The sequence below is a fragment of the Sphingobacterium kyonggiense genome (genome assembly GCF_039536825.1).
GTDB lineage: Bacteria > Bacteroidota > Bacteroidia > Sphingobacteriales > Sphingobacteriaceae > Sphingobacterium > Sphingobacterium kyonggiense.
The window spans coordinates 779,833-802,883 of sequence record NZ_BAAAZI010000006.1 but is presented as its reverse complement, the minus strand read 5'-3'; the positions used below and the strand labels follow the sequence as shown (position 1 = coordinate 802,883).

Here is a 23,051-nt window from a genome sequence, read left to right as displayed (position 1 = left end):
ACAAACCTTTTACAATTTATACGAACTTAACAAAATTTCTATAGCTTATCAATTTAATCTATAATTCACACCGTCCATTTCCTCTAGTCCATCCAAAAACTCATTTGTAATGAATATCTTGCGTCTTTTAACCGGCATTTCTATACTTAATTCGTCCTGAACATCCATTATTTTGAATTTCAATTGACAATTTGCCTCTTGTCCTTCCACCGAAGTACAATTGATCAATCGTTCTAATTCCTGAATAAAATCAGCATCCAAAACATGCAATGGGAACTGAATCGTGAAGCTCTTTGCCATCTTTTCCCGTAAATCAGAAAGTAGCTGTATATTCTTTAATTCAAAGCCCCAGTTGCCAACTTGCTTAAAGCGCTCTTGAACCAATCCACGAATCTGTACAAAATATCCTTCCTGCAAATAGCCCTTAAACTTCACATAATCCTCACCAAAAACCATGATCTCATAGGAGTCTGAATAATCTTCAATAATAAATGACCCAAATGGTTTTCCGGATTTTGCCACTCGATGATTTGCAGACTGTACAATACCTCCAATAACCACTTCCTTATTCTTGATGCGATTAAACGCTAAGGCTACTTCAGGATCAACCTCAGAGGCCTTCATCTTATTGATCATCTGCAGCTCGCTGACCTTATTGGCGCAAAAATGCTTGATTTCAAACTTATAGTTATCCAAAGGGTGACTGGTTAAATAAATACCAATGACATCCTTTTCGTATTTCAATTTCTCAATTAAGCCCCATGGGGTTGTAGGCGACAATACTGGTTCTGGTAATTCTGCGGCTCCACCTGAGCCAAATAAGCTTGCCTGAGCGGAATTCTCATTCTCACGGAATTTATGTGCAAACTTTATTGCCTTCTCTAGTCCGGTACTGTTATCGGTATCTGAACTGAAATATTGCGCTCGATGTGTATCCTTAAAAGAATCGAACCCACCAGCATATGCCAAACTCTCAAATGCCTTCTTATTGATCATCCTTAAGTCTACACGTTTTGCAAGATCAAAGATAGATTTGTAAGGTCCATCTGCACGGCTTTGCACAATGGTCTCGACGGCACCTGCGCCTACACCTTTCACAGCACCCATTCCAAATCGTACTGCCCCCTCGTCATTTACCGTAAACTTATAATGTGACTCATTGACATCTGGACCCAATACTGGCAATCCCATTCGGCGACATTCTTCCATGAAGAAAGTTACCTGCTTGATGTCGTTCATGTTGTTGGACAATACCGCAGCCATATACTCTGCTGGGTAATGTGCTTTTAAATATGCCGTTTGATAGGCAATCCAAGCATAACAAGTAGAGTGCGACTTGTTAAACGCATAACTTGCAAATGCCTCCCAGTCGGTCCAAATCTTCTCGAGTACCTTTGCATTGTGACCATTCGCCTCAGCTTGAGAAACAAATTTTGGCTTCATCTTATCTAGAACGGCCTTTTGCTTCTTACCCATGGCCTTACGTAGTACGTCGGCATCACCCTTAGAGAATCCAGCTAACTTCTGCGATAAAAGCATTACCTGCTCCTGGTAAACGGTAATTCCATAAGTTTCACTTAGGTATTCCTCACATGCATCCAGGTCATACGTGATAGGCTCTATTCCATGCTTACGTTTTACGAAGGCAGGGATATAATCCATAGGTCCCGGACGATAAAGTGCGTTCATCGCAATTAAGTCGGCGAATACAGTAGGTTTCAACTCCTTCATGTATTTCTGCATACCCGGCGACTCATATTGGAAGATACCTACAGTTTCCCCACGTTGGAAAAGCTCATACGTCTTCTCATCATCAATAGGGAAATGATCTGGATCCAGATCAATATTATGGCGTAGTTTCACATTGGTAACCGTATCCTTAATCAGGGTTAAGGTCTTAAGGCCTAAAAAGTCCATCTTAAGTAATCCGGCACTTTCTACTACGGAGTTATCAAATTGGGTAACATATAAATCGGAATCCTTGGCTAAGGAAACCGGAACGAAATTCGTAATATCATCTGGCGTGATAATCACACCACAGGCATGGATCCCCGTATTACGCATAGACCCTTCCAATACACGAGCTTGCTTAATGGTTTCAGCTTCTAAGCCTGCACCGTCCGCCAAGTTCTTCAGCTTGTTGACAGCCTCTAACTCCTCACTTCTCAAAGCCTCTTTTAAAGCCTTCTCTTCCATATTGAAGATCTTGCTCAACTTGAGGTTCGGAATTAACTTAGCGATCTCATTTGCGTCTGACAATGGCAAATCCAATACACGTGCTGTATCTTTAATCGAAGATTTAGCGGCCATGGTACCATAAGTGATAATCTGAGCAACCTGTGAAGCACCATATTTATCAATTACATATTGCATGACACGACCACGACCCTCATCATCAAAGTCAATATCAATATCGGGCATGGAAACACGGTCAGGATTCAAGAAACGCTCAAATAGCAAATCGTACTTAATAGGGTCAATATTGGTGATCCCTAAGCAGTAAGCTACCGCTGATCCAGCCGCCGAACCACGTCCCGGACCTACTGAAACCCCCATCTTTCTTGCCTCCGCAATGAAATCTTGTACAATCAAGAAATAACCAGGGTAACCTGTTTTCTCAATAGTCGCCAATTCAAAGTCTAAGCGCTCCTTGATTGAATCATCAACTTCTTCATAACGCTTTTCAGCTCCAACATAGGTTAAATGCTTTAAAAAAGCATTCTCACCGCGCTTACCTCCATCTACCAAATCCTCTTCCGATTGAAACTCTTCAGGAATCTCAAACTTCGGGAGTAATACGTCCCGATTTAGAGAGTAAGGTTCTATCTTATCCAGAACCTCTTGAATATTGATAATTGCCTCCGGAAGATTGGCGAAAGCCTCTTTCATTTCTTCCGTCGACTTGAAATAATACTCTTGATTTGGCATTCCGAAACGGAAACCACGTCCTCTACCCTTTGGTGTAGATAGCTTCTCCCCATCCTTTACACATAATAAAATGTCATGGGCATGGGCATCTGTCTTATTGACGTAATACGTGTTATTAGTAGCAACAAGCTTGACGTTATGCTTTTTAGCCAATTCAACCAGCGTTTGATTGACCCGATTCTCATCTTCTTGGCCATGACGCATGATTTCCACATAAAGGTCATCTGCAAATAATTCCTTCCACCAGATTAATGCTTCCTCAGCTTGTGATTCACCAATGTTCAACACCTTGCTGGGTACTTCACCGTTTAAGTTTCCGGTTAGTACAATAAGGTTCTCTTTATATTGCTCTACAACGGAACGATCAATACGAGGCACATAGTAAAACCCTTCTGTATAGGCAATAGATGCCATTTTGGCCATATTATGATACCCTGCCTTATTTTTTGCTAAAAAGACAACCTGATAGCCATTATCTTTTCTGCTTTTATCCTTTCGATCTTCACAAATGAAAAATTCACAACCAACTATAGGCTTGATGTGCTGCGGAGTAAACTCCTCGCCTTTTTCCTTTGCTTCTTCTACCTTTCCGTCTTGTTCTTTATTGTAACCCAACACTTTACTTACAAAGTGGAAGGCTCCCATCATATTCCCATGGTCGGTCATGGCTACTGCAGGCATTTTTTGCTTTGCTGCTGCTTGTACCAAATTATCAATGGAAATAGTAGATTGAAGAACCGAGAACTGCGTGTGGTTATGTAAATGCGCAAACTCCGCTTCTTGGAATTTTATCAGCGTCTCCGGGTCAATTTCAAAATCATCCTCATCAACAGCCTCCTTATTTCGTAATCGATCAGAAGCAGCTTTTAAGTTAATGTGCTTTAATCCAACAGTCTCTATGACGCCAGGATTAGCTTGTTTAAAATCAACAAAATAACCGGTGTCAACCTGAAGTTCTGCTGGAGTAAAAACCTCTCGACGGATTAACTCAAAGAAACAGCGTGTTGTAGCTTCCACATCGGCGGTCGCATTATGCGCTTCGGCAAAAGGAACACCGAATAGATAGCTGTGTAATTCTGTTAGGTTAGGCAGTTTAAATTTTCCACCTCGACCTCCAGGCAATTTTAATAGTTCAGCAGTAACTTCCGTACAGGTATCCAATATCGGCATATTACCCATCGGACTATCCACCCCATACCGATAAAACTCACTACCCATGATATTAAGGTCAAAACCAATATTTTGACCTACCACAAATTTAGCCTTGCCTAATGCCTCGTTAAATTTGTGCAATACATCTTGCAACGGCACCCCTTTCTCGGTTGCCAACTCTGTCGATATACCGTGAATTTTCTCAGAATCATAAGGGATGTTAAATCCATCCGGTTTAATCAGATAATCTTGATGCTCAATCAATTTCCCCTGCTCGTCATGCAATTGCCAAGCAATCTGAATACACCGCGGCCAGTTATCTGTATCCGTAATTGGTGCATCCCATCGCTTTGGTAATCCCGTAGTCTCCGTATCAAAAATTATATACATATACTTTCCCTTCTGAACTAACAAATTTACTTAATAATTCCTTAAGAGAAACCCAATCCTGCATTTTTTGACAAGCTTGCAACCTACCACAATCATTATGAAGCAAATCCTTTTTTAAAAGCCTATAAATCAAATTTTGATTTGTTTTTAATCTTCAGCCTAAATCAATATTAATAAAAATTTCCATGGAATATGGATCTTTATATACACTAAAGGTTAGCAATCTTAATGAATACTAATTCTGTAGGGTTGCAGCATAGTTATTCCTCATCTATTCTCCCTATTTACTCCTTATTTCCTTTGATACTCTTAGGGAATTTCTAAGGATCTGATAGGGATCTTGTTCGGATCTCGTTCGGTCGGAACCGAACGAGATCCGAAGGAGTTCCGAACAAGTTCCGAAGGAGATCCGTATGAGTATCGAATCAAACCCCTTTGAGATACGATGAGACAACAGACAAAAGACATCAGAAATAGAATGGTGGATAGACTAAAGGGAGTAGATTAGAAAAAGTACTGGACAACATGGATAGATTTACAGCTAAAGTCTCTACCAACCTTATTTTGGAAAAAAATATTCCTTTGGATTAATTCTATTAAATTTTTATTAGTTTTGCTTAAAGAACAACCAATTATTAAAACCAATATATCAGATGAATTTAGCACTTTTAAATCTAGGTGGGCTGGAAGTTATACTAGTCTTAGCTTTTGGCGTTATTTTTTCCTTACTACCTTTGTTCTGCTTATTCGACATTTATCATAAACAATTCAATAATAGAAACCACTTATTGATCAACTTAGTTATCGTGTGGTTGCTACCCGTAATTGGTTCCTTAATTTATATTTTCTTTGTTCGCAACCATCTGGAAGAAAGAGAAACGCGCAACTGGTCTTAACCAACTGCGCGTCTCAAAATATTCAAACACATTTATCTTAATTCAAAATCACCACTTCTACACGTCTATTTTTCTGACGACCTTCTGGTGTTTTGTTATCTGCAATAGGTTTAGTCAAGCCTAAACCTCTTGTTGAGATTCTTGATTCTGAGATACCCGCATCTACTAAGAATGTTTTCACGGAAGCAGCACGTTTATCCGAAAGCCATTGGTTGTAATTTGCTTCACCAGTCGCATCAGTATGGCCATCAACACGCACTTTGGCATTTGCTTTATCGGCTTTTAATACCTTCACTAATTTGCTCAACTCTTTTTTTGCCCCTTCGGTCAAATAAGATGAATTGATATTGAACAATAAATCGGAAGATAAGGAAACCACTATACCTTCATTGGTTTCTGTTGCCGTTTCAAATTCACGTTTAACATTCTTTAGACCATCTTTGGTTCCATCTTTTGAAACGACAGCTCCTGGGTTTACTACCATAGACTGTTGTTTACAAGAAAACAACGTTAAACTTGCTAAAAGAATAAGGGTCAAAAAGTTAATTTGCTTCATATTTTCTGTAGATTGCTTGTTTCGTTAATTGTCGTAAATATAAGATATTATAAGGGATTATTATTTCTTAAAAATTCTTTGTTCTGCAGCCTGAATCTCAGGAATACCTTGATAAAGCTTCCAAATAAGTCCGGAACGGACATTTTCAAGCATAATGGCTACACTTGCCTGGTTCATGGCCAAATATTCATCTGAAACGTCATCGCTGCGTAAATCCATCCAAGATCTAAAACCGTATTCCGAAAATAATGTCTCCGAATAAAGGTTATACAAGGCATTGATAGATCGCTTTGCTCTTGCTTGGTCTAAGAATATACTACTAATGGAAATTGCCGGATTCATACGATAATTTCCCTCTGAATTAAAGTGCTGATAAAATCCCCAGATGTCAGAATTGGTCGTTCCTACCCCTATTTCATTATCTCTGCGTTTGACCACTTGGGTATAGTTTTCTGCGATTTGTTTCAGTTGGTATCCTCCGACTTTTGCCAAGGAAGGGTTAATGGTCAGAAACGGCCGATAAAGCTCTAGCAAGCTGGAATTTATTGGTCCAAATGGAACTTTTACCGCATACATGACGGTATCAAATTGGCTAGAGACCTTGATTATGGAATCAGCTTCATTTCTTCGCATTGATCCAAATTCTTTGATTCCCACATGTTGAACAGAATCAACTTGCTGAACAGAATCGGTTGGGTTCTGTATAGTAGATGTTGTTTTAAGGGGTTTATAGGTATAGGCTAATGCATTGGAAAAAGCAACAGCAGGAATACTGTATTTTTTAGATGCCACAGCTAACATATAGCTGTTTAGGCCTGTATTAATACCGGTCAAAGGATCCTTTTTGATATAACCATCAATCATCCCAATGGCCGACTTTAGCACTAAAGGATCATCCGCCATAGCAGCAGCTGTCCAATCTACCCTATCCCATAGTTTAGTGATTTCAGATCGTAAGTTTGCCTCTTCAGGAGAATCGCCTTTTAAGTATTGGCGAACAATCAACAAGGCCTCAATAATGGATGTTGTAGCTTGTACATCGTACTTTGGTGGTTCATTCAAGTATTCCGGTAAACCTTTACGTCCATCAAAGAATGCCGGATAAAATCCTTTATTATTTTGAGCCTTGCCTAAAAACTCAACCACACGCTTAACGCGACTGATGAATAAAGGTTTGCTGATAAATCCTTTCTCTACACCCACCAATAAACTCAACAGAGCAGAACCGGTCTCTCGAACAGAGACAGTTGCTTTTTCTTTCATGCGGAATGGCGTGTACATACCGGAATTAATATCAAAATTCTCCACGAAGTAATTGACATGTGCCAATTCCACCAAATCCAATAATTGATTCTCGCTAATTGCCTTAGATTCCACCTCTTTGACATCGGAAAAAGGAGACTCGCGATAATCGTAATCTACCCAGGCAATTTTATAGTAATATTTTTTATCCAGCGTCGGTACAAAATCCAAGTAACGCAACATGTAAGTCGGTCGAATTGCGACCGGTGTAAATTCTTTATTATCTAAGGAACGATATACTTTGACATATCGAATATTAGGCGATAAAGGTACCTGCCATTGTAGGTCAATATGCTTTCCATAAGCTGTGGCTTTTGAAAGAACAGCAGATGATGTTAATGCAGCGGTTGAATATTTTTCTGGGAGGAATTCTATTTGATCTAAGAACAACTGATGAACCGCAGGGCTACCATTTTGTTGTCTCAGAATAATTCCGGAAATTAACTTCTCGGGATTAAATCCAGCGAAATCTTTTACGGGAATCCGCACATTAAGCCAAGTATTGAGGTTATAATCTTCAATATAATCTCCTAGAGAAAGGCTAATGGTCTGATTCATTCCCTGCTGTATCGAAATGGAAGGCAATAATTTTTGGGATGTCTCAGCAGATCCAACATAGACCTTAAGGGTCAATACATCATTTGATGATACGCGGTAAAGGAACTTCTGTCGACTATAACGGATATTGACATTCCAATCTCCATTATCATTGGAGATGTATTTTAACGAGAGGGCATTCCCTGGTGTGAAATATAGGGAGTCGGAAACCAATAGATTCCGATGTACATTCTCCACCCAACTTTGTCCAGAATAATCGACGAAGCTTCGGGCATAGCTCCCTTTAACCAAGCTATTGTCAAAAACTACCTCAGGATAGGATTCGGCGTATGATTTAGAGAAAAAGCAAGATAATACCAGCAGGCATAAAAGTCTAAGTTGCATATCAAAGCATTTTACTGCAAAAGTAGGGAAAATTCGTGCCAAAAGCCATGAATTAAGCGTTTTTAAAGCTTCGTGATAAAATTATTACGCAGATATAAAGCACATTGCAGAATTTTGGTTAGAATTATTTCCAGAGAATGAGTTTTCTCTCTATATTTGCAGCACGTCAAGCGAAAGTAGCTCAGTTGGTAGAGCACAACCTTGCCAAGGTTGGGGTCGCGAGTTCGAATCTCGTCTTTCGCTCAGTTGCCTAGGTGGTGGAACTGGTAGACACGCAGGACTTAAAATCCTGTTCCCGTTAAGGGAGTGCGGGTTCGATTCCCGCCCTAGGTACGGAAAAAAGCTCGACAGTAGTCGAGCTTTTTTAGTATATAGTATTTAGTAGATAGACCTGGGGGCGTGAAAAGAATTTTGTGAAAGAATAGGTTTATTTTATCAAGAGGATTCATCTTTTGTATTGAAATAAACCAATAAGATCAATTTTATTCCCAAAGCATTCATATTTTCTTAATTTTAATCAATGAATTGCCATTTGCTTAACGAGTTGCTTAATTGAAGCTTTTTGTATTTTTAATGTTTGCAATTTAAAATCACTCTGAGCCTATAATAAATTAGATTTATGAATATTGAAACTTCTGCATTAGAAAAAAATAACTATTTAATAAAAGACAAATTAACGCACTCCGAATTACATCATTTCCTGAATGATAAATTAAAACTTAGCAAAAAGTGGTTTTTCTACATGTATATGGTACTTTTAATAAGTCCATTAGGTCTAATTTCATATTCCATAACTAAGAATTTAATCACCAAAGAACTTACTATTACTAATTGTATAATTTCCGTGTTTTTAGGTATTGTATTAGCAATTGTTTTTATTCCTATACACGAAATAATACACTATTTTGCTTATAGAATTTGTGGAGCTAAATCGGTGTCTTTCTTTTCAAATTTTAAAAAATTCTATTTCGCAACAATAGCTAACAAATTTGTAACTAATTTATCTGAATTTACTTTTATAGCTCTTTTACCATTTACAATCGTATTATTAGGTACCATAATAACATTTCCATTCTTAACGGTAGAATTTCAATTAACAGCTATGATCTTTTTATTTATTCATAATATTTTCTGTAGTGGAGATTTCACATTGTTAAATTATTTGGCATCTAATAGGGGAATGGTTACTTATGATGATAAAGAAAAAGGGGAAACTTTTTTCCTCCTAAAAAAATAATATATAACTGTTTATAACTAGGTGCTTTGGTGTAATGGCAGATTAAGTGTAAAAATTAAAGTTTTGGCTTTTTAGATTGTAAAAGCGATTAAATTAGCTTAATTTCATCTACATTAACTATTTTTCTTAAATTCATTGGATGAACTAACATTTTTCTTAGTGTGTTGCACAATTTAAAGCTCTTTGCTTTAATTTTCGCCACTGAGTCTTAGCCCCCAAACATTATAAACCATAAATATGAGAATAATAAAAACTTCAACTACTTTATTATTATGCTTGATATTTTTAAAAATATTCGGTCAGGAGAATCAAAACAAATATTCTATAAATGTTAGTTTGACTGGATTTAAAAATAATACAAAGTTTTATCTTGTAAATCTTGATTCAACAAAAAACATTGATTCTACCTATTTAAACCAAGGAAAATTAGTCTTTAATGGTAGTGTATCAGAGCCAGTTACTTTTAGACTCTATCCCGAAAATGATGATGTTTATTTCAATTTATGGATTGAAAACAAAAAAATCACTGTAAAGGGGGATAGAAACAACTTTTCAGACTTACAAGTAAAAGGCTCTCCCCTAAATAAAATATACTTTTCTGTTTTAAAAAAACATGCACACTTAGACAAGTTAAGAGATAGTCTTACGGACCAAGCTATTAAGGAAACTGATAATGCTAAATCTAGAATAATTTGGAAAGAAATAAACAAAATAGATGATGAGACACTTAAAATTAGACTTGAAAGTATAAGTTCTTTTAAACCTTCACTTATCACAATAAATGAATTATATTTTCTAAGAAATGATCTTACGACAGACAGTCTGAAAATGTTCTTTGACATGTTTCCGCAAAAACTTAAAAAGACCAAATATGGTGAAGTAATAAACCAATACCTCATTACAAATGATCTAAAAGTTGGTTCGTTTGCCCCAGATATTTCTGGTTTATCCTTAGATAATAATAAAGTGAATCTTTCTGATTATAAAGGTAAAGTTATCCTCTTGGACTTTTGGGCTTCTTGGTGTGGTCCATGTAGATATAGCAATAAATCTTTAGCTAATCTATATCAAAAATTCAAGGACGAGGGTTTAATAATATTGAGTTTCTCCATTGATACAGATAATAACAATTGGAAATCCATATCCATGGAAGATAATATTACATGGACAAATATTTCAGACTTAAAAGGGCTTTATAGCAAGCAAGCAGCCGCATATAAAATTAGATCGATTCCTAAGTCATTCCTTATTGACAAAAATGGAAAGATTGTAGAAATACTAACGGGATTTTCTCAAAACACAGAACGATTACTTGAAAACAATATAACCGAATTGTTGAAATAAGCTATTGCTTATTTGAACCAATATGAGTTTCATTTCAACTTCCATAAATATTCCATATAATTTCAATATGACATTGGAGCGTCAAATGGTATGAAATATTACAAAGCACTACTTGTTTTCAATATTTCTGAATCGGAGGTTAAAAAAGCAAAATACACCTTAATTTTCAATGTTGAGTCATTAAAAATCCTTAGCTCAAATTAATCTCAAGAAGTATATGGAATAACTATCTGAAAAGTTATTTCAAGTTAAAATATCCCCCCGCCAAGTAATAATCGGAATAGCCCAAAAAATATAGCAATAGTACAAATAATAATTCCACCTCTGGATTTACCGACTATGGATAATAACAATCCAATAATTGCCAATGGAATATTAAACCAATTTAACCAACCTAAAAAAGGGAACATACCTAAAAACATACCTATTAAGGCCAATATTCCGAATAATCTACCTATAACTTTCATAATTTATACTTGTATTTCTTATTTCTATATTTTATGGAAAGTTAGGAAAATACATGAATATTACGCTAATATTCAACAGATTATTAATTGGAAACTATTTAATTTTAATCTCAACCGTTATTTCATATTCAAAAATACAAGCTGGAATATCCCCCTCTCCTGCCTTATCTTTGCGCCATGAATTACATAGATCATTTTAACGAATATATTCAGCCGGAGCGTGAGGAGCTTTTAAAGCATCCTCTTTATGCGAAATCAAAAGTATTGAAGACCTAAACTGTTTTACCGAAGGCCATGTATATGCTGTGTGGGATTTTATGTCCTTATTAAAGGCATCGCAGATTGAGTTAATTTTTAAATATAATCCTTTTCTACTGGCAAGGTAAAGTTGCCTTCCTTATCTACTAAAATCTTTCCACAATCCTGGCAAACATCGTCTGTGAGAACCTCACCTCTTTTAAGCTGCCAAACATTCATACTACCGCAATCGCATTTTACCGTATAAAGCACTTCACCTGTTTTTGAGCCAAACGACAAAAATTGCCAAAAATCAGATGAAGGAGTAGTTATGACTTTTAAATCTTTCTGTCTTGCCAAACCTATGTAATAATTATCATTACCTACATTCAGTAATATAACTACTTGCTTTATAGGCTTTAATTGTTTTTGAAACTCTTTAAGTAAAAAGGGGACAGCATCACCGGTTTGTAGATTATTTCTGCTTATTGTTTCTTGTAATTTATCGTATACTGAACTAAAGTCTACCATAGTATTTGAATCAAGAATATTATTACGATATTTAAAGAAATCACCAATATTCCCATCTTGTTCCTCTCCTTTCCAATCAACCATTAACAGTATTTCATTTTCTAGCAAGTATTGAATTAATTCATTTTTATCATCTATTGATTTTGAAACAAATTTCTTCCACTCTTGCTCTCCCATTAATTTTTGCAAATATTCTGAATTCATAATTTGATAAGTTTTAGTTTACAAAGCACCTAATGAATACCAAAATAATACCAATTATTAATATGCGGATAATAATGTAGTAAGTTTTAAAGAGCCTGTTTTAATATTAACTTCCGCGATACAAAACTATTATATTGAATTGAGAAGGATTTCACCTTAACATTGGTTTACAATAATTATTTCTATTTAGCCTTTCCATTTATACATTCCCCTGCCTTATCTTTGCTCCATGAATTACATAGATCAAATTAACGAATATATTCTGCCGGAGCGAGAGGAGCTTTTAAAGCATCCTCTTTATGCGAAAATCAAAAGTATTGAAGACCTAAACTGTTTTACCGAAGGCCATGTATATGCTGTGTGGGATTTCATGTCCTTATTAAAGGCATTGCAGATTGAATTAACATGTGTTAGTACACCTTGGTTTGCTTCCGATTACCCGAATACGCGTTATCTTATTAATGAGATTGTCCTTGCTGAAGAGTCCGATGAGTACATCGATGGGTCCAGGTTAAGTCATTTTGAAATGTATATCGACGCCATGTCAACAATGGGAGCTGATTGTTCGAAGATATTTGATTTCCTAGATAGCATTAAACAGCATCAAGAGATATTCAAAGCTATTAATGCCCTTAAAGAAGATGATCGGATTAAAGCTTTCCTTAAGTTTTCTTTTGATATTATAGCAACTAAGGAACCTCATAAAATAGCATCAGCTTTTACTTTTGGTAGAGAGGATTTAATACCTGCTATGTTTACTTCTATTCTAAAGGAGATTCAGCACAATTTTCCGGAAACGGATTTATCTAAGTTTATCTATTATTTCCAACGACATATCGAATTGGATGGCGATGAACATGGGCCATTGGCGATGCAAATGATTCAAGAATTAGGATCGGATGAAGACTCTAAGTGGACTGACATGAAAATAGTCGCTAAAGAGGCTTTGCAAAAAAGAATTGCTTTATGGGATGCAATTCATGATAATTTACTTGTCGAAGTAGAGCCCTTCGTATAAATTGCCCCTAACAAAAAAGACGTCATATATTCGAAAATGAATAATATGACGTCTTTTTAATTATGACAGCCTAATAAAAACTAAGCTTTTCTTCCATATAACAATAATCTTCGGAATGGATATAAAACAGGATAGCTGGGGAATCTTTCTTTAATCCGTTCTTGAAAAACATTTTTAAACACGACTTGCTGGGCATCTGTCAATCGTTCCATATAAGGTATTAATGCAGATCCGGAAATAAATTTCAAAAAGGTCTCCCCATCTTCCGCAATAATTGGATATATCCTTTTGGAAATCTTAATATTTACTAATCCTTCCTGGAAGAAAATATCGGCATATTCTTCCATCGTTAAAACTGATGATTTTCTATTCCATCCATGAAGATATTCGGAGAAAGGAGCTTCATTGGCTAAATCATAAAGTATTTGATTTAATTCGTTTTCCGTCTGACAAGGCATTTGAATTGCCAACTGACCTGAAGGATTGAGTTTTTTAATCAATGCTGGTATTAATTCTTTATGGTTATCTGTCCATTGCAAGGCTGCATTACTGAAGATTAAATCCCAACGGCTCAAACGTTCAATAAAATCATCAAAGCTCTCAACTTTATAATATAATCTGTCAGTTCCCTGCTCCTCCAAACCTTGCAACATCTCTTTTGAAGAATCTATACCTAAAAAAGTAGAATTTGGAAATCGCTCTGCTAGCAAAGCTGTTTGTTCACCTGTACCACAACCTAAGTCGACAGCTTGTAATTCCGAACTATCATCTATCATTTCCATAAGATCATAGAAAGGTTGATATCTTATCTCTTTAAATTCATTATACGTTTCAGGGTTCCAAGGCATATTATACTATTGTTTTTGTTGTTCAAATGAATAACAGATGAATATCAAATTTGTTGTCGAAAGAATTCAAATTATAAGCTTACAGTAATATTCACATGATGAGTACTATCTACGCAATAAAAACTATTACTACAGTCATTAATTTTAGATTTTCTGAATTTTGATACTGAAATATAAATAGTCGGAGTATAAATCAGCAGAAATATGATTTTGATTACATTTTGTTCGCTTTAAAATACAGATGTTTGTTGCAACATCTAAAAAATCATATTGGATGTAAAAACCAATCTTTAACTAGAAGCGTATTTAATGCCAGTATTGCAAGAAAAGAAACCAAAGAAGGATTATGCAGCACCAAAAATTGATATGGTTGAGCTAATAATTCCAATTGATTTAATTGAAAATTTAAATGATCCGGTTATTTTAAAGGGAATCATCCAAGTAAGAAACAACAAAATTAAATCGAAATAAGTCGAAGAGCTTTCTTCTGCTTTAAAATTTCGAAGTGTCCACCAATTGTCCCCTATTAATTCGTAAAATTTTAAGATTATTTTTTTACCTTAGAACATAGAAATCTATATTTCATCAATAATATAGCAAATCGCACAAGCCAACTAAATTATGAAAGATCTAATTGAAATTTCTTTAAAAAAAGAATATAAATCCCCAAACATTAAAATGGAAAAATTTAATGAAAAGGGGCACCGTTCTTTATTTAAATATCTAAAGAATCTGCTACTTCAAAATCGTAAAGATTCAAAATAATCTACTTTTTTGGTTATCCAAAAAAATCATGACAAGTAACCGCTAAAGTCGAGCTTCCTTTTTCAATCGACAGGGTCCTAAACCCAATAGGAACCAATTGTAATTCATATACATATTTCTGTAAAAGACTAAAAAAAACTGATTAAATATGCTGATGTAGTATAGATAAAATCTATCTAAAATAAATCTCGTATTCAATTTTTATTATCTAACTTTCAGTAAAATTAAAGAGAGGGTACTTTCCTCTTACCACAATTAACAAGAGAGATAATATTAATTCAGGGAGCATCAAGGAAAATAAGTTCCCATTCATTCAAAGATTAACAAGTATGGAAAACGGATCGAACGACATCAGCAAATGCCCATTTCACAACGGTAATGGGAAGAAGAATTTAACCGTTGCAGGTGGAGGTACCACCATTCAAGACTGGTGGCCAAAACACTTAAAAGTTGGATTACTTAGACAACACTCCTCTTTATCCAACCCAATGGATAAGGATTTCAATTATGCTGAAGAATTTAAAAAACTTGATTTAGCAGCAGTAAAAGCAGATTTACATGCTTTAATGACTGATTCTCAAGATTGGTGGCCTGCAGATTTTGGTCACTATGGTGGTTTATTTATTCGTATGGCTTGGCATTCTGCAGGTACTTACCGTGTAGGTGATGGTCGTGGTGGTGCTGGTACTGGGCAGCAAAGATTTGCGCCTCTAAACAGCTGGCCTGATAATGTTAGCTTGGACAAAGCGAGACGTTTATTGTGGCCAATCAAACAGAAATACGGACGTAAATTATCTTGGGCAGATTTATTGGTACTAACAGGTAATGTGGCATTAGAGTCTATGGGCTTTAAAACTTTTGGATTTGCTGGTGGTCGTGAAGATGCATTTGAACCTGATCAAGATGTTTATTGGGGTTCTGAGACTACTTGGCTAGGTGGAGATGTTCGTTATGCACATGGATCTGAAGGTGTCGTAGAGAAACATGGAGTTTTATCTGCAGATGATGATGCGGATGGCGATGTACATTCTAGAAATTTAGAAAATCCTTTAGCAGCAGTGCAAATGGGTTTAATATATGTGAATCCTGAGGGTCCTGATGGCAATCCTGATCCGATATTAGCTGCTAAAGATATTCGTGATACATTCGGTCGTATGGCTATGGATGACGAAGAAACAGTAGCTCTAATTGCTGGTGGTCACAGTTTCGGAAAAACACATGGTGCTGGACCTGCAGATAATGTGGGTAAAGAACCTGAAGCAGCAGGGTTAGAAGAACAAGGATTAGGTTGGAAAAGCAGCTACAATTCTGGTGTTGGAAAAGATGCCATAACATCTGGATTAGAAGTAATCTGGACGACTACACCTACGCAATGGAGTAACAACTTCTTTGAAAACCTATTCAACTACGAATGGGAATTGACAAAAAGTCCAGCGGGTGCTCATCAATGGGTAGCTAAGGATGCTGATGATGTTATCCCTGATCCATTTGACCCTAATAAAAAGCGTAAGCCGACCATGTTGACTACGGACCTTTCCTTACGTTTTGATCCCGAGTATGGCAAGATCTCTAGACATTTCTTTGAAAATCCAGATGCATTTGCTGATGCCTTTGCGCGTGCATGGTTCAAGCTAACGCATAGAGATATGGGACCAAGATCTCGTTATTTAGGTCCAGAAATTCCTGAAGAGATATTGATCTGGCAAGATCCTATTCCAGAATTAAATCATGAGGTAATTGACGCTTCGGATGTAGACCAATTGAAATCTAAGATTCTTTCATCAGGCCTAAGTATTTCCGAATTGGTATCAACAGCTTGGGCTTCTGCTTCTACATTCCGTGGTTCTGATAAACGTGGTGGTGCTAATGGCGCTCGCGTGCGCTTAGCTCCTCAAAAGGATTGGGCAGTAAACAATCCTAGTCAATTACAAAAAGTACTTCGTGTTTTAGAAAATATTCAATCCGACTTTAACCAAAGTCAATCTGGTAATAAGCAAGTATCAATTGCAGACCTAATAGTATTAGCTGGTAATGCTGCAATCGAAAAGGCAGCCCAAGATGCAGGAACTCCGGTTCAAATCTCTTATACTGTTGGACGAATGGATGCTTCACAAGAAGAAACTGATGTTGAATCTGTGGGTTATTTAGAGCCAATAGCTGATGGATTCAGAAATTACAAAAAAGCAAGATATACATCTTCTACTGAAGAGTTATTGATTGATAAAGCACAGTTGCTAAATCTTTCAGCACCTGAATTGACTGTTCTATTAGCTGGTATGCGCGTATTGGATACCAATTTTGATGGTTCTAAAAATGGTGTTTGGACGAATAGACCAGGTCAATTAACCAATGATTTCTTAGTGAACTTGCTAGACATGAATACCGCATGGAAAGCAACTTCTGAGGATAAGGAACTATATATTGGCTCTGATCGTAAAACTGGACAACCAAAATGGACTGGTAGCAGAGCAGACTTGGTATTTGGTTCTAATGCAGAATTACGAGCAGTTGCAGAAGTATATGCTGCTGCGGATGCTCAAGATAAATTTGTACATGATTTTGCCAAAGCATGGTCGAAAATCATGGATGCTGATCGATTTGATCTTAAATAAAATATAAACAAAGGCTGGTCGATCGACCAGCCTTTGTTTTTCCTTCTAATTTGATTTTAAATTGAATCCATAAGAATATCTTCACTTAAAATGATCTCATCATATGCATCATAGTAAGTGCAAGTAAGTCCTACTAAATCTACTATCCAATAATTTACACCTGTATCCGCACAGATTTTAATGAAATGAGGAAAATCTGTTTTCCCTTGTTGATGATCAATCAATTCCTTACTGAAACTTGCCAAATCAACTTCTTGGACCAAGTTCAATGCTTCGTATTTCGGTTCAGTCTGCTGCTCGAAACCATCTTTTCCTTGGTATAATTCAATTCCATCTAAAACTTGAAATCGGAAAGATAGCACTCCTAGATTTTTTAAATCATGAATATATTTGGGGAAGTCCGCTCCTGTTTTCACTTGATCATGAGCGTGGTGTATCTGTTGTAAACTGAACATATTAGGTGTTTATAATTTCTAAATGTAGTATTTATTTAAAACAAAGCTATTTTCCAAGCTTTGTTAATTTCTCCATTCGCGATAAACTCTTTTGCTTTGAGTAATTGATGTGTCAATCGAGTAGTATCATCACCAATGAAGGCATTCAGTAGTTCCTGAATTTCCGAATCATATTGAAAGGCATCAATTTCATCTTCTGAAGGAAGAGCTTCAGCATTTGCTAATTGAATTAAATCCTCTTCTGTGAATACTCCCGATTGTTTAATGAAAGCTGGAATGTTTACCATACGTATAAAAAAAGCTGAACAAATTGTTCAGCTAAGTTCATGATAATCCCTAAGGATTTATAATTTTTCGATTATTTTATCTGCGAATTCACTTGTCTTCAATAATGTCGCATCAGTCATAAGATTATAGAAATCGACGGTTACTGTTTTCTGTTGAATTGTTTCAGCTACAGCATTTACAATAGCTTGAGCGGCTTCATGCCAACCCATATAATCCAACATCATCACACCGCTTAGAATCACAGAACAAGGATTCATAGTATCTGTATTTGCAAATCGAGGTGCTGTACCATGAGTTGCTTCAAAGATGGCATGTCCAGTTTTAAAGTTAATATTCGCACCTGGAGCAATACCAATCCCTCCTACCATTGCTGCCAATGCATCGGAAATATAATCGCCATTCAGATTCAAAGTCGCTACGACATCGTAATCTTGTGGTGCCAATAGAATCTGCTGTAAAAAGTTATCGGCAATGATATCTTTGATGATTAGTTTACCTGCTTGCTCTGCAGCTTTCTGTTCATCATTTGCTGCATCCTGACCTTTAGAAGCTTTGGTATTTTCCCATTGATTCCAGGTATAAACTCTATCTCCAAATTCAGTTTCTGCTACCTGATAGCCCCAGTTCTTAAATGCTCCTTCGGTAAACTTCATGATATTGCCTTTATGAACAATAGTCACGGATTTCCTCTTCTCTGCTAGAGCATGCTCAATAGCAGCGCGAATAAGACGTTTAGAGCCTTCTTCTGAAACCAATTTAACACCGACACCGGTGGTATTATTAAAGTTATAATCTACTGAAAGATCTTCTTTTAGGAAATCTTGAATACGTTTTGCTTCAGCAGTACCTGCAGCAAATTCAATCCCGGCATAGATATCTTCTGTATTTTCACGGAAAACGACCATATCTACTTTCTCCGGATGTTTAACTGGCGAAGGCACACCTTCATACCATTTTGTTGGTCGTTGGCATACATATAAGTCCAGTTCCTTTCTTAAAGCAACATTTAAGGAACGGATACCACCACCAATCGGGGTAGTCAATGGACCTTTGATACCAACCAAATATTCTTTAAACACGGATAAAGTTTCTTCTGGCAACCAGTTTCCAGTTTCATTAAAAGCCTTCTCACCAGCTAATACTTCTTTCCATGTAATCTTACGTGCTCCTGCATAGCATTTAGCTACTGCAGCATCAAATACAAGAACAGATGCATGCCATATATCTGGTCCTATTCCATCACCAATAATAAATGGAATGGTGACCAAATCTGGAACTTGAAGTTTACTTTGTCCGTCAATCGTTATTTTATCTGCCATAATTAGTGCTGTTTTATTAATTCTTATCCTTACCAAACATGTTGCCAATTTCTCGACTTATCTTACGGAAAATTGGCGCCGTCTGAATATCTTCATATTCATCAATGTGTTGATCTTCCAATCTGGATGGGAATATAAGTAGTAAGTTTTGGTTTTTATAATACCTACCAACTCGTTTAGCAATACCATCCAAGGAATCTCGGTAAGACACTTCTCCGTATCTAGAAGATACAAATACCAATAAAGAATCAGTATTACTAAAAGTTGCTAAACCATAGATATTGTCCCAATCTTCATACAATTCAAAGGATACTGGAACACTGGATTGCATGGTCTCTAACTGTGTTTCAATAGCAGATTTACTGCGATCATTACACACAAAAATGATAGGTAATGAAATCTCTTGTGCCAACTTAGTCATTTTCTCCATCCAATAATGGAAGCCAACTTCAGACTCCGCTAAAGGAGGAACAAAAATGGTGATCATTTTGTTGGTGATAAATGGTTTTTCTATACGACACATAATCAGGTTGGCATCGGTACGATTTAGAATACTCTCCGCCTTCTCACCTACTATTTTCTCCACAAAACTGGTTGCACTTGGCCAACCAAGAATCAAACAGTCTGCCTCAGCTTGTTTGGAAGCCCTACTGATTCCGTTTGCAATATTATAATCTACTTGAGTTATCAAATCTACATCTGTCTCTGATCCAGAAGCATATTTCGATATTTTATCCAAGGTCTGTCTCGCCAAAACCAAGTTACGTTCTGCCTGTTCATCATTTGGTACAACAGATAGAATATTCAATGGATGGGGCGATTTATTAGATTTAATTAAAGTAGCAAAATCCAATATGGCTTCCATATTATTAAGGTTCGCAATAGGAATCATAATCTGTTCCTCATGTGCTTCCACATGCTCGACGTGCTCCACATGTTGCCTTCCTTCCAATACAATTTTCTTAGATGCATTTTCTGTCACCAAGGAAGCTATAATACAACTCACCAAAATCAAAACGATAGTACCATTCAATGCATTCTCATCAATAATACCCAGGTTATAACCTACCATAATGATCGCTAATGTGGCAGCAGCATGGGCATTACTTAATCCAAAGATTAAGTTTCGCTCATTATTGGAGTATTTAAAAGCCCATTTCGTAGCAGTTGCTGCAAGAAACTTACCCACAATACCAACAAATGTTAATGCCCCAGCAACGTGAATAACAGTCCATCCTGCGCTTTTAGTAAATACTGAAATATCCACAATCATTCCTACAGATATCAAGAAGAAAGGAATAAATATTGCATTACCAATAAACTCAATTCTATTCATTAAAGCGCTAGAATGCGGTATCAATTTATTCAAGGCAAGACCAGCAACGAAAGCACCAATAATTGGCTCCAGATTAGCCATCTCTGCCAAGAATGCCGCAAAGAATACTACGGTCAATACAAAGATATAATGCCCTGTTTTTTCACTCTCCACCTTCTCAAAGAACCATCTGGCAATCTTTGGAATCACTCCAAACATAATGAATAAGAAAATAGCAAAGGAAATACCCAAAGTAACCCAGAATTCATTATCAATAGCACCCTGAGATGCCCCCTTGATTACCGCCAAGATGATTAGAACTGCTGTATCCGTTAAGATAGTACCCCCAATGGTAATAGCTACAGCCTCATTCTTGGAAATACCATATCGATTAACAATCGGATAAGAAACCAAGGTATGTGTCGCAAACATACTGGCGATAAGAATACTGGTCAATAGGTTATAATCTAGCACATAATAACAGACCGGAAAACCTATCGAAATAGGGATAATGAAAGTAAAAAACCCAAATAAAAAGCTCTTATGCTTGGTCTTCTTAAACTCATTCATATCCAATTCCAGACCGGCTATAAACATGATATAGAGTAAACCGATCGTAGAAAACAGATCCACTGCCGAGTTCTTCTCTAGCCAATTCAATCCATGTGGACCTATAATCATCCCCGATATAATTAAACCGATAATCCCCGGAATCTTAATAGGACGTAATAAGATGGGCGATAAAAGGATAATAAATAATACCAAGGAGAAAATAAGTACAGGATTGGTCAGCGGGGCTTCAAAAGCATGAATAAGATGATCGAATATTTTGTTGTTCATATAATACTACCTAAAAATAACGGGTCCACTAATCGACTTTTTCTATATCGACAAGGGAAATATACGGAAATTTAAGGATAAGCTTATGAAGTTTCGCTTGGATTGTAGCTACCTATTTGAACTGAATCGTTTTGATAGGTGAGATTCTAGAAATCAGCATGGAAGGTATAAAGAGCGTTATTAAAGCTATTCCAACCAGCGCAACATTTAGCCAAAGTACTGTAATCCAAGAGATATCCATAGGTACGAAGGATACATAGTAAACACTAGGATCAAGTTTAAAAAAGGCTGTCTTGGTTTGAAAGAAATAAATCAGAATCGCAAAAATGTTACCTAAGAGTAAACCATAACCAATCAGGTATAAGGAATTATATAAAAACACGGTTCTAATCCGTTTATTTTGCATGCCCAGAGCTTTAAGCAAGCCAATCATAGAAGAGCGCTCTAGAATACTGATCAATAATGCTGAAATCATATTAATAACTGCCACCACGACCATCAACACAAATATGATGTTATCATTCATGTCCAGCATATTCAACCAATTGAAGATATCAGGCATTTGCATCACCACATTGGTCGCATACATACTATTATCAAGAGCATCATTCATTTGTTCAGTTGTCACCCCCAATTGATTAAAATCCTTTACCCTAACCTCATAACCACCTACTTCACTTTCCGTGAGGTTATTCAGTCTACGGATTAAGGACAAGGAACCAATGACATAAACTTTATCCAATTCCTCGGAATTGGTACTGAATATCCCTTTTACCGTGAATTTACGCTTTCGTACGGGCTCTTGAATAAAGTACATGATGAAGCTCTCTCCTACTTTCAGATTCAAGCGATTGGCTGTTAAAGATGAAATGAGCAATTGATTCTCTGCATCCTCAGCAGCAAAATTTATCGTATCGCCTTCTAAAATAGTCTTCGAAAGAAATTGCTGATCATAATCCGGATCAATCCCCTTCAATAAGACACCTTCCACTTCTCCTTTAACATTCATTATCCCTGCTTTGGTTGCGAAGGGATAGATATCAACGATGTTAGGATTTTTTTCCAGGTTGGCAATCTGCTCTTTACTCAGCGATATTGGTGAGTTGACATAGGAATCGTTGGTATCATTTTTCAATAAGATGATATCACCGAAAAAACCACGTTGCTTTTCTGTAATTTCCTTTTTAAAACCGTTCAAGATGGCAACCGCCATAATGATCGCCATAATAGCCAAGGTCAATGCACCTATGGTCACCCGTACGATCAATTTAGAGAAGGTACGTTGTCCTGACAGGGTAATACGCTTTGCAAGGAAATATGGAAAATTCAAGCTTAAATATAATTTGTAACTTCGCAAAGTTAAAAAAAATTGTCATCCGTACATACGGAATCCCAAGCACTAGAA

17 protein-coding genes and 2 tRNA genes are annotated in these 23,051 nt (G+C 36.4%); 8 read left to right on the top strand and 11 right to left on the bottom strand.

Features of this window, described 5'->3' with window-relative positions; genetic code table 11:
• Nucleotides 1–48: 48 nt before the first annotated feature.
• The 3 genes from dnaE to ABD676_RS08315 form a co-directional block, all read right to left on the bottom strand.
• Nucleotides 49–4,470, bottom strand: coding sequence for a DNA polymerase III subunit alpha (gene dnaE, locus ABD676_RS08325; protein ID WP_344674149.1), 4,422 nt, complete (start codon nt 4,468–4,470; stop codon nt 49–51).
• 933 nt (nt 4,471–5,403) lie between these two features.
• Complete coding sequence (locus tag ABD676_RS08320) at nt 5,404–5,922, bottom strand: OmpA family protein (RefSeq protein WP_344674148.1); 519 nt, start codon at nt 5,920–5,922, stop codon at nt 5,404–5,406.
• 60 nt (nt 5,923–5,982) lie between these two features.
• Nucleotides 5,983–8,166, bottom strand: coding sequence for a glucoamylase family protein (locus ABD676_RS08315; protein ID WP_344674147.1), 2,184 nt, complete (start codon nt 8,164–8,166; stop codon nt 5,983–5,985).
• Between the two features lie 170 nt (nt 8,167–8,336).
• Here ABD676_RS08315 and ABD676_RS08310 point away from each other — a divergent pair.
• From ABD676_RS08310 to ABD676_RS08295, 4 genes are all read left to right on the top strand, one after another.
• Nucleotides 8,337–8,409, top strand: a tRNA-Gly gene (locus ABD676_RS08310).
• A gap of 5 nt (nt 8,410–8,414) precedes the next feature.
• Nucleotides 8,415–8,499, top strand: a tRNA-Leu gene (locus tag ABD676_RS08305).
• Between the two features lie 286 nt (nt 8,500–8,785).
• The gene (locus ABD676_RS08300; protein WP_344674146.1) at nt 8,786–9,403 is read left to right on the top strand and encodes a DUF3267 domain-containing protein; all 618 of its coding nucleotides are present in this window, start codon (nt 8,786–8,788) and stop codon (nt 9,401–9,403) included.
• Nucleotides 9,404–9,640: 237 nt separating this feature from the next.
• Complete coding sequence (locus ABD676_RS08295; RefSeq protein ID WP_344674145.1) at nt 9,641–10,747, top strand: redoxin domain-containing protein; 1,107 nt, start codon at nt 9,641–9,643, stop codon at nt 10,745–10,747.
• A gap of 248 nt (nt 10,748–10,995) precedes the next feature.
• Here the strand turns inward: ABD676_RS08295 and ABD676_RS08290 are convergent, their stop codons facing one another.
• Complete coding sequence (locus ABD676_RS08290) at nt 10,996–11,214, bottom strand: hypothetical protein (protein ID WP_344674144.1); 219 nt, start codon at nt 11,212–11,214, stop codon at nt 10,996–10,998.
• A 305-nt stretch (nt 11,215–11,519) separates the two neighbouring features.
• Here ABD676_RS08290 and ABD676_RS18220 point away from each other — a divergent pair, with 305 nt between their 5' ends.
• A complete protein-coding gene (locus ABD676_RS18220) occupies nt 11,520–11,600 on the top strand; it encodes a hypothetical protein (protein WP_425565282.1) in 81 nt (26 codons plus the stop codon).
• Here the strand turns inward: ABD676_RS18220 and ABD676_RS08285 are convergent.
• Complete coding sequence (locus ABD676_RS08285; protein WP_344674143.1) at nt 11,569–12,186, bottom strand: DUF6630 family protein; 618 nt, start codon at nt 12,184–12,186, stop codon at nt 11,569–11,571. The genes ABD676_RS18220 and ABD676_RS08285 overlap by 32 nt on opposite strands.
• Nucleotides 12,187–12,415: 229 nt before the next feature.
• Between ABD676_RS08285 and ABD676_RS08280 the strand changes: the two genes are divergently transcribed.
• A complete protein-coding gene (locus tag ABD676_RS08280) occupies nt 12,416–13,204 on the top strand; it encodes a DUF3050 domain-containing protein (RefSeq protein ID WP_344674142.1) in 789 nt (262 codons plus the stop codon).
• An 80-nt stretch (nt 13,205–13,284) separates the two neighbouring features.
• Here the strand turns inward: ABD676_RS08280 and ABD676_RS08275 are convergent, their stop codons facing one another.
• On the bottom strand, nt 13,285–13,986 hold the full coding sequence (locus ABD676_RS08275; RefSeq protein WP_344674141.1) for a methyltransferase domain-containing protein: 702 nt from the start codon (nt 13,984–13,986) through the stop codon (nt 13,285–13,287).
• Nucleotides 13,987–14,361: 375 nt separating this feature from the next.
• Here ABD676_RS08275 and ABD676_RS08270 point away from each other — a divergent pair, with 375 nt between their 5' ends.
• Both ABD676_RS08270 and katG read left to right on the top strand, forming a co-directional pair.
• Nucleotides 14,362–14,523: a hypothetical protein gene (locus tag ABD676_RS08270; protein ID WP_344674140.1), complete on the top strand. Its 162-nt coding sequence runs from the start codon at nt 14,362–14,364 to the stop codon at nt 14,521–14,523.
• A gap of 623 nt (nt 14,524–15,146) precedes the next feature.
• A complete protein-coding gene (gene katG / locus ABD676_RS08265; protein WP_344674139.1) occupies nt 15,147–17,429 on the top strand; it encodes a catalase/peroxidase HPI in 2,283 nt (760 codons plus the stop codon).
• Between the two features lie 56 nt (nt 17,430–17,485).
• Here the strand turns inward: katG and ABD676_RS08260 are convergent, their stop codons facing one another.
• The 5 genes from ABD676_RS08260 to ABD676_RS08240 all read right to left on the bottom strand — a co-directional run bounded on the left by ABD676_RS08260 (nt 17,486) and on the right by ABD676_RS08240 (nt 22,976).
• A complete protein-coding gene (locus ABD676_RS08260; protein ID WP_344674138.1) occupies nt 17,486–17,884 on the bottom strand; it encodes a DUF1398 domain-containing protein in 399 nt (132 codons plus the stop codon).
• A 35-nt stretch (nt 17,885–17,919) separates the two neighbouring features.
• Nucleotides 17,920–18,171, bottom strand: coding sequence for a hypothetical protein (locus tag ABD676_RS08255; RefSeq protein ID WP_344674137.1), 252 nt, complete (start codon nt 18,169–18,171; stop codon nt 17,920–17,922).
• Nucleotides 18,172–18,228: 57 nt separating this feature from the next.
• A complete protein-coding gene (icd, locus tag ABD676_RS08250; RefSeq protein WP_344674135.1) occupies nt 18,229–19,491 on the bottom strand; it encodes an NADP-dependent isocitrate dehydrogenase in 1,263 nt (420 codons plus the stop codon).
• 16 nt (nt 19,492–19,507) lie between these two features.
• Entirely contained in the window at nt 19,508–21,646 is a 2,139-nt protein-coding gene (locus ABD676_RS08245; RefSeq protein ID WP_344674133.1) for a cation:proton antiporter, read from the bottom strand.
• A gap of 112 nt (nt 21,647–21,758) precedes the next feature.
• Nucleotides 21,759–22,976 carry an ABC transporter permease gene (locus ABD676_RS08240; RefSeq protein ID WP_344674132.1) on the bottom strand — a complete coding sequence of 406 codons (1,218 nt, stop codon included), beginning with the start codon at nt 22,974–22,976 and terminating at the stop codon, nt 21,759–21,761.
• Nucleotides 22,977–23,051: the final 75 nt, after the last annotated feature.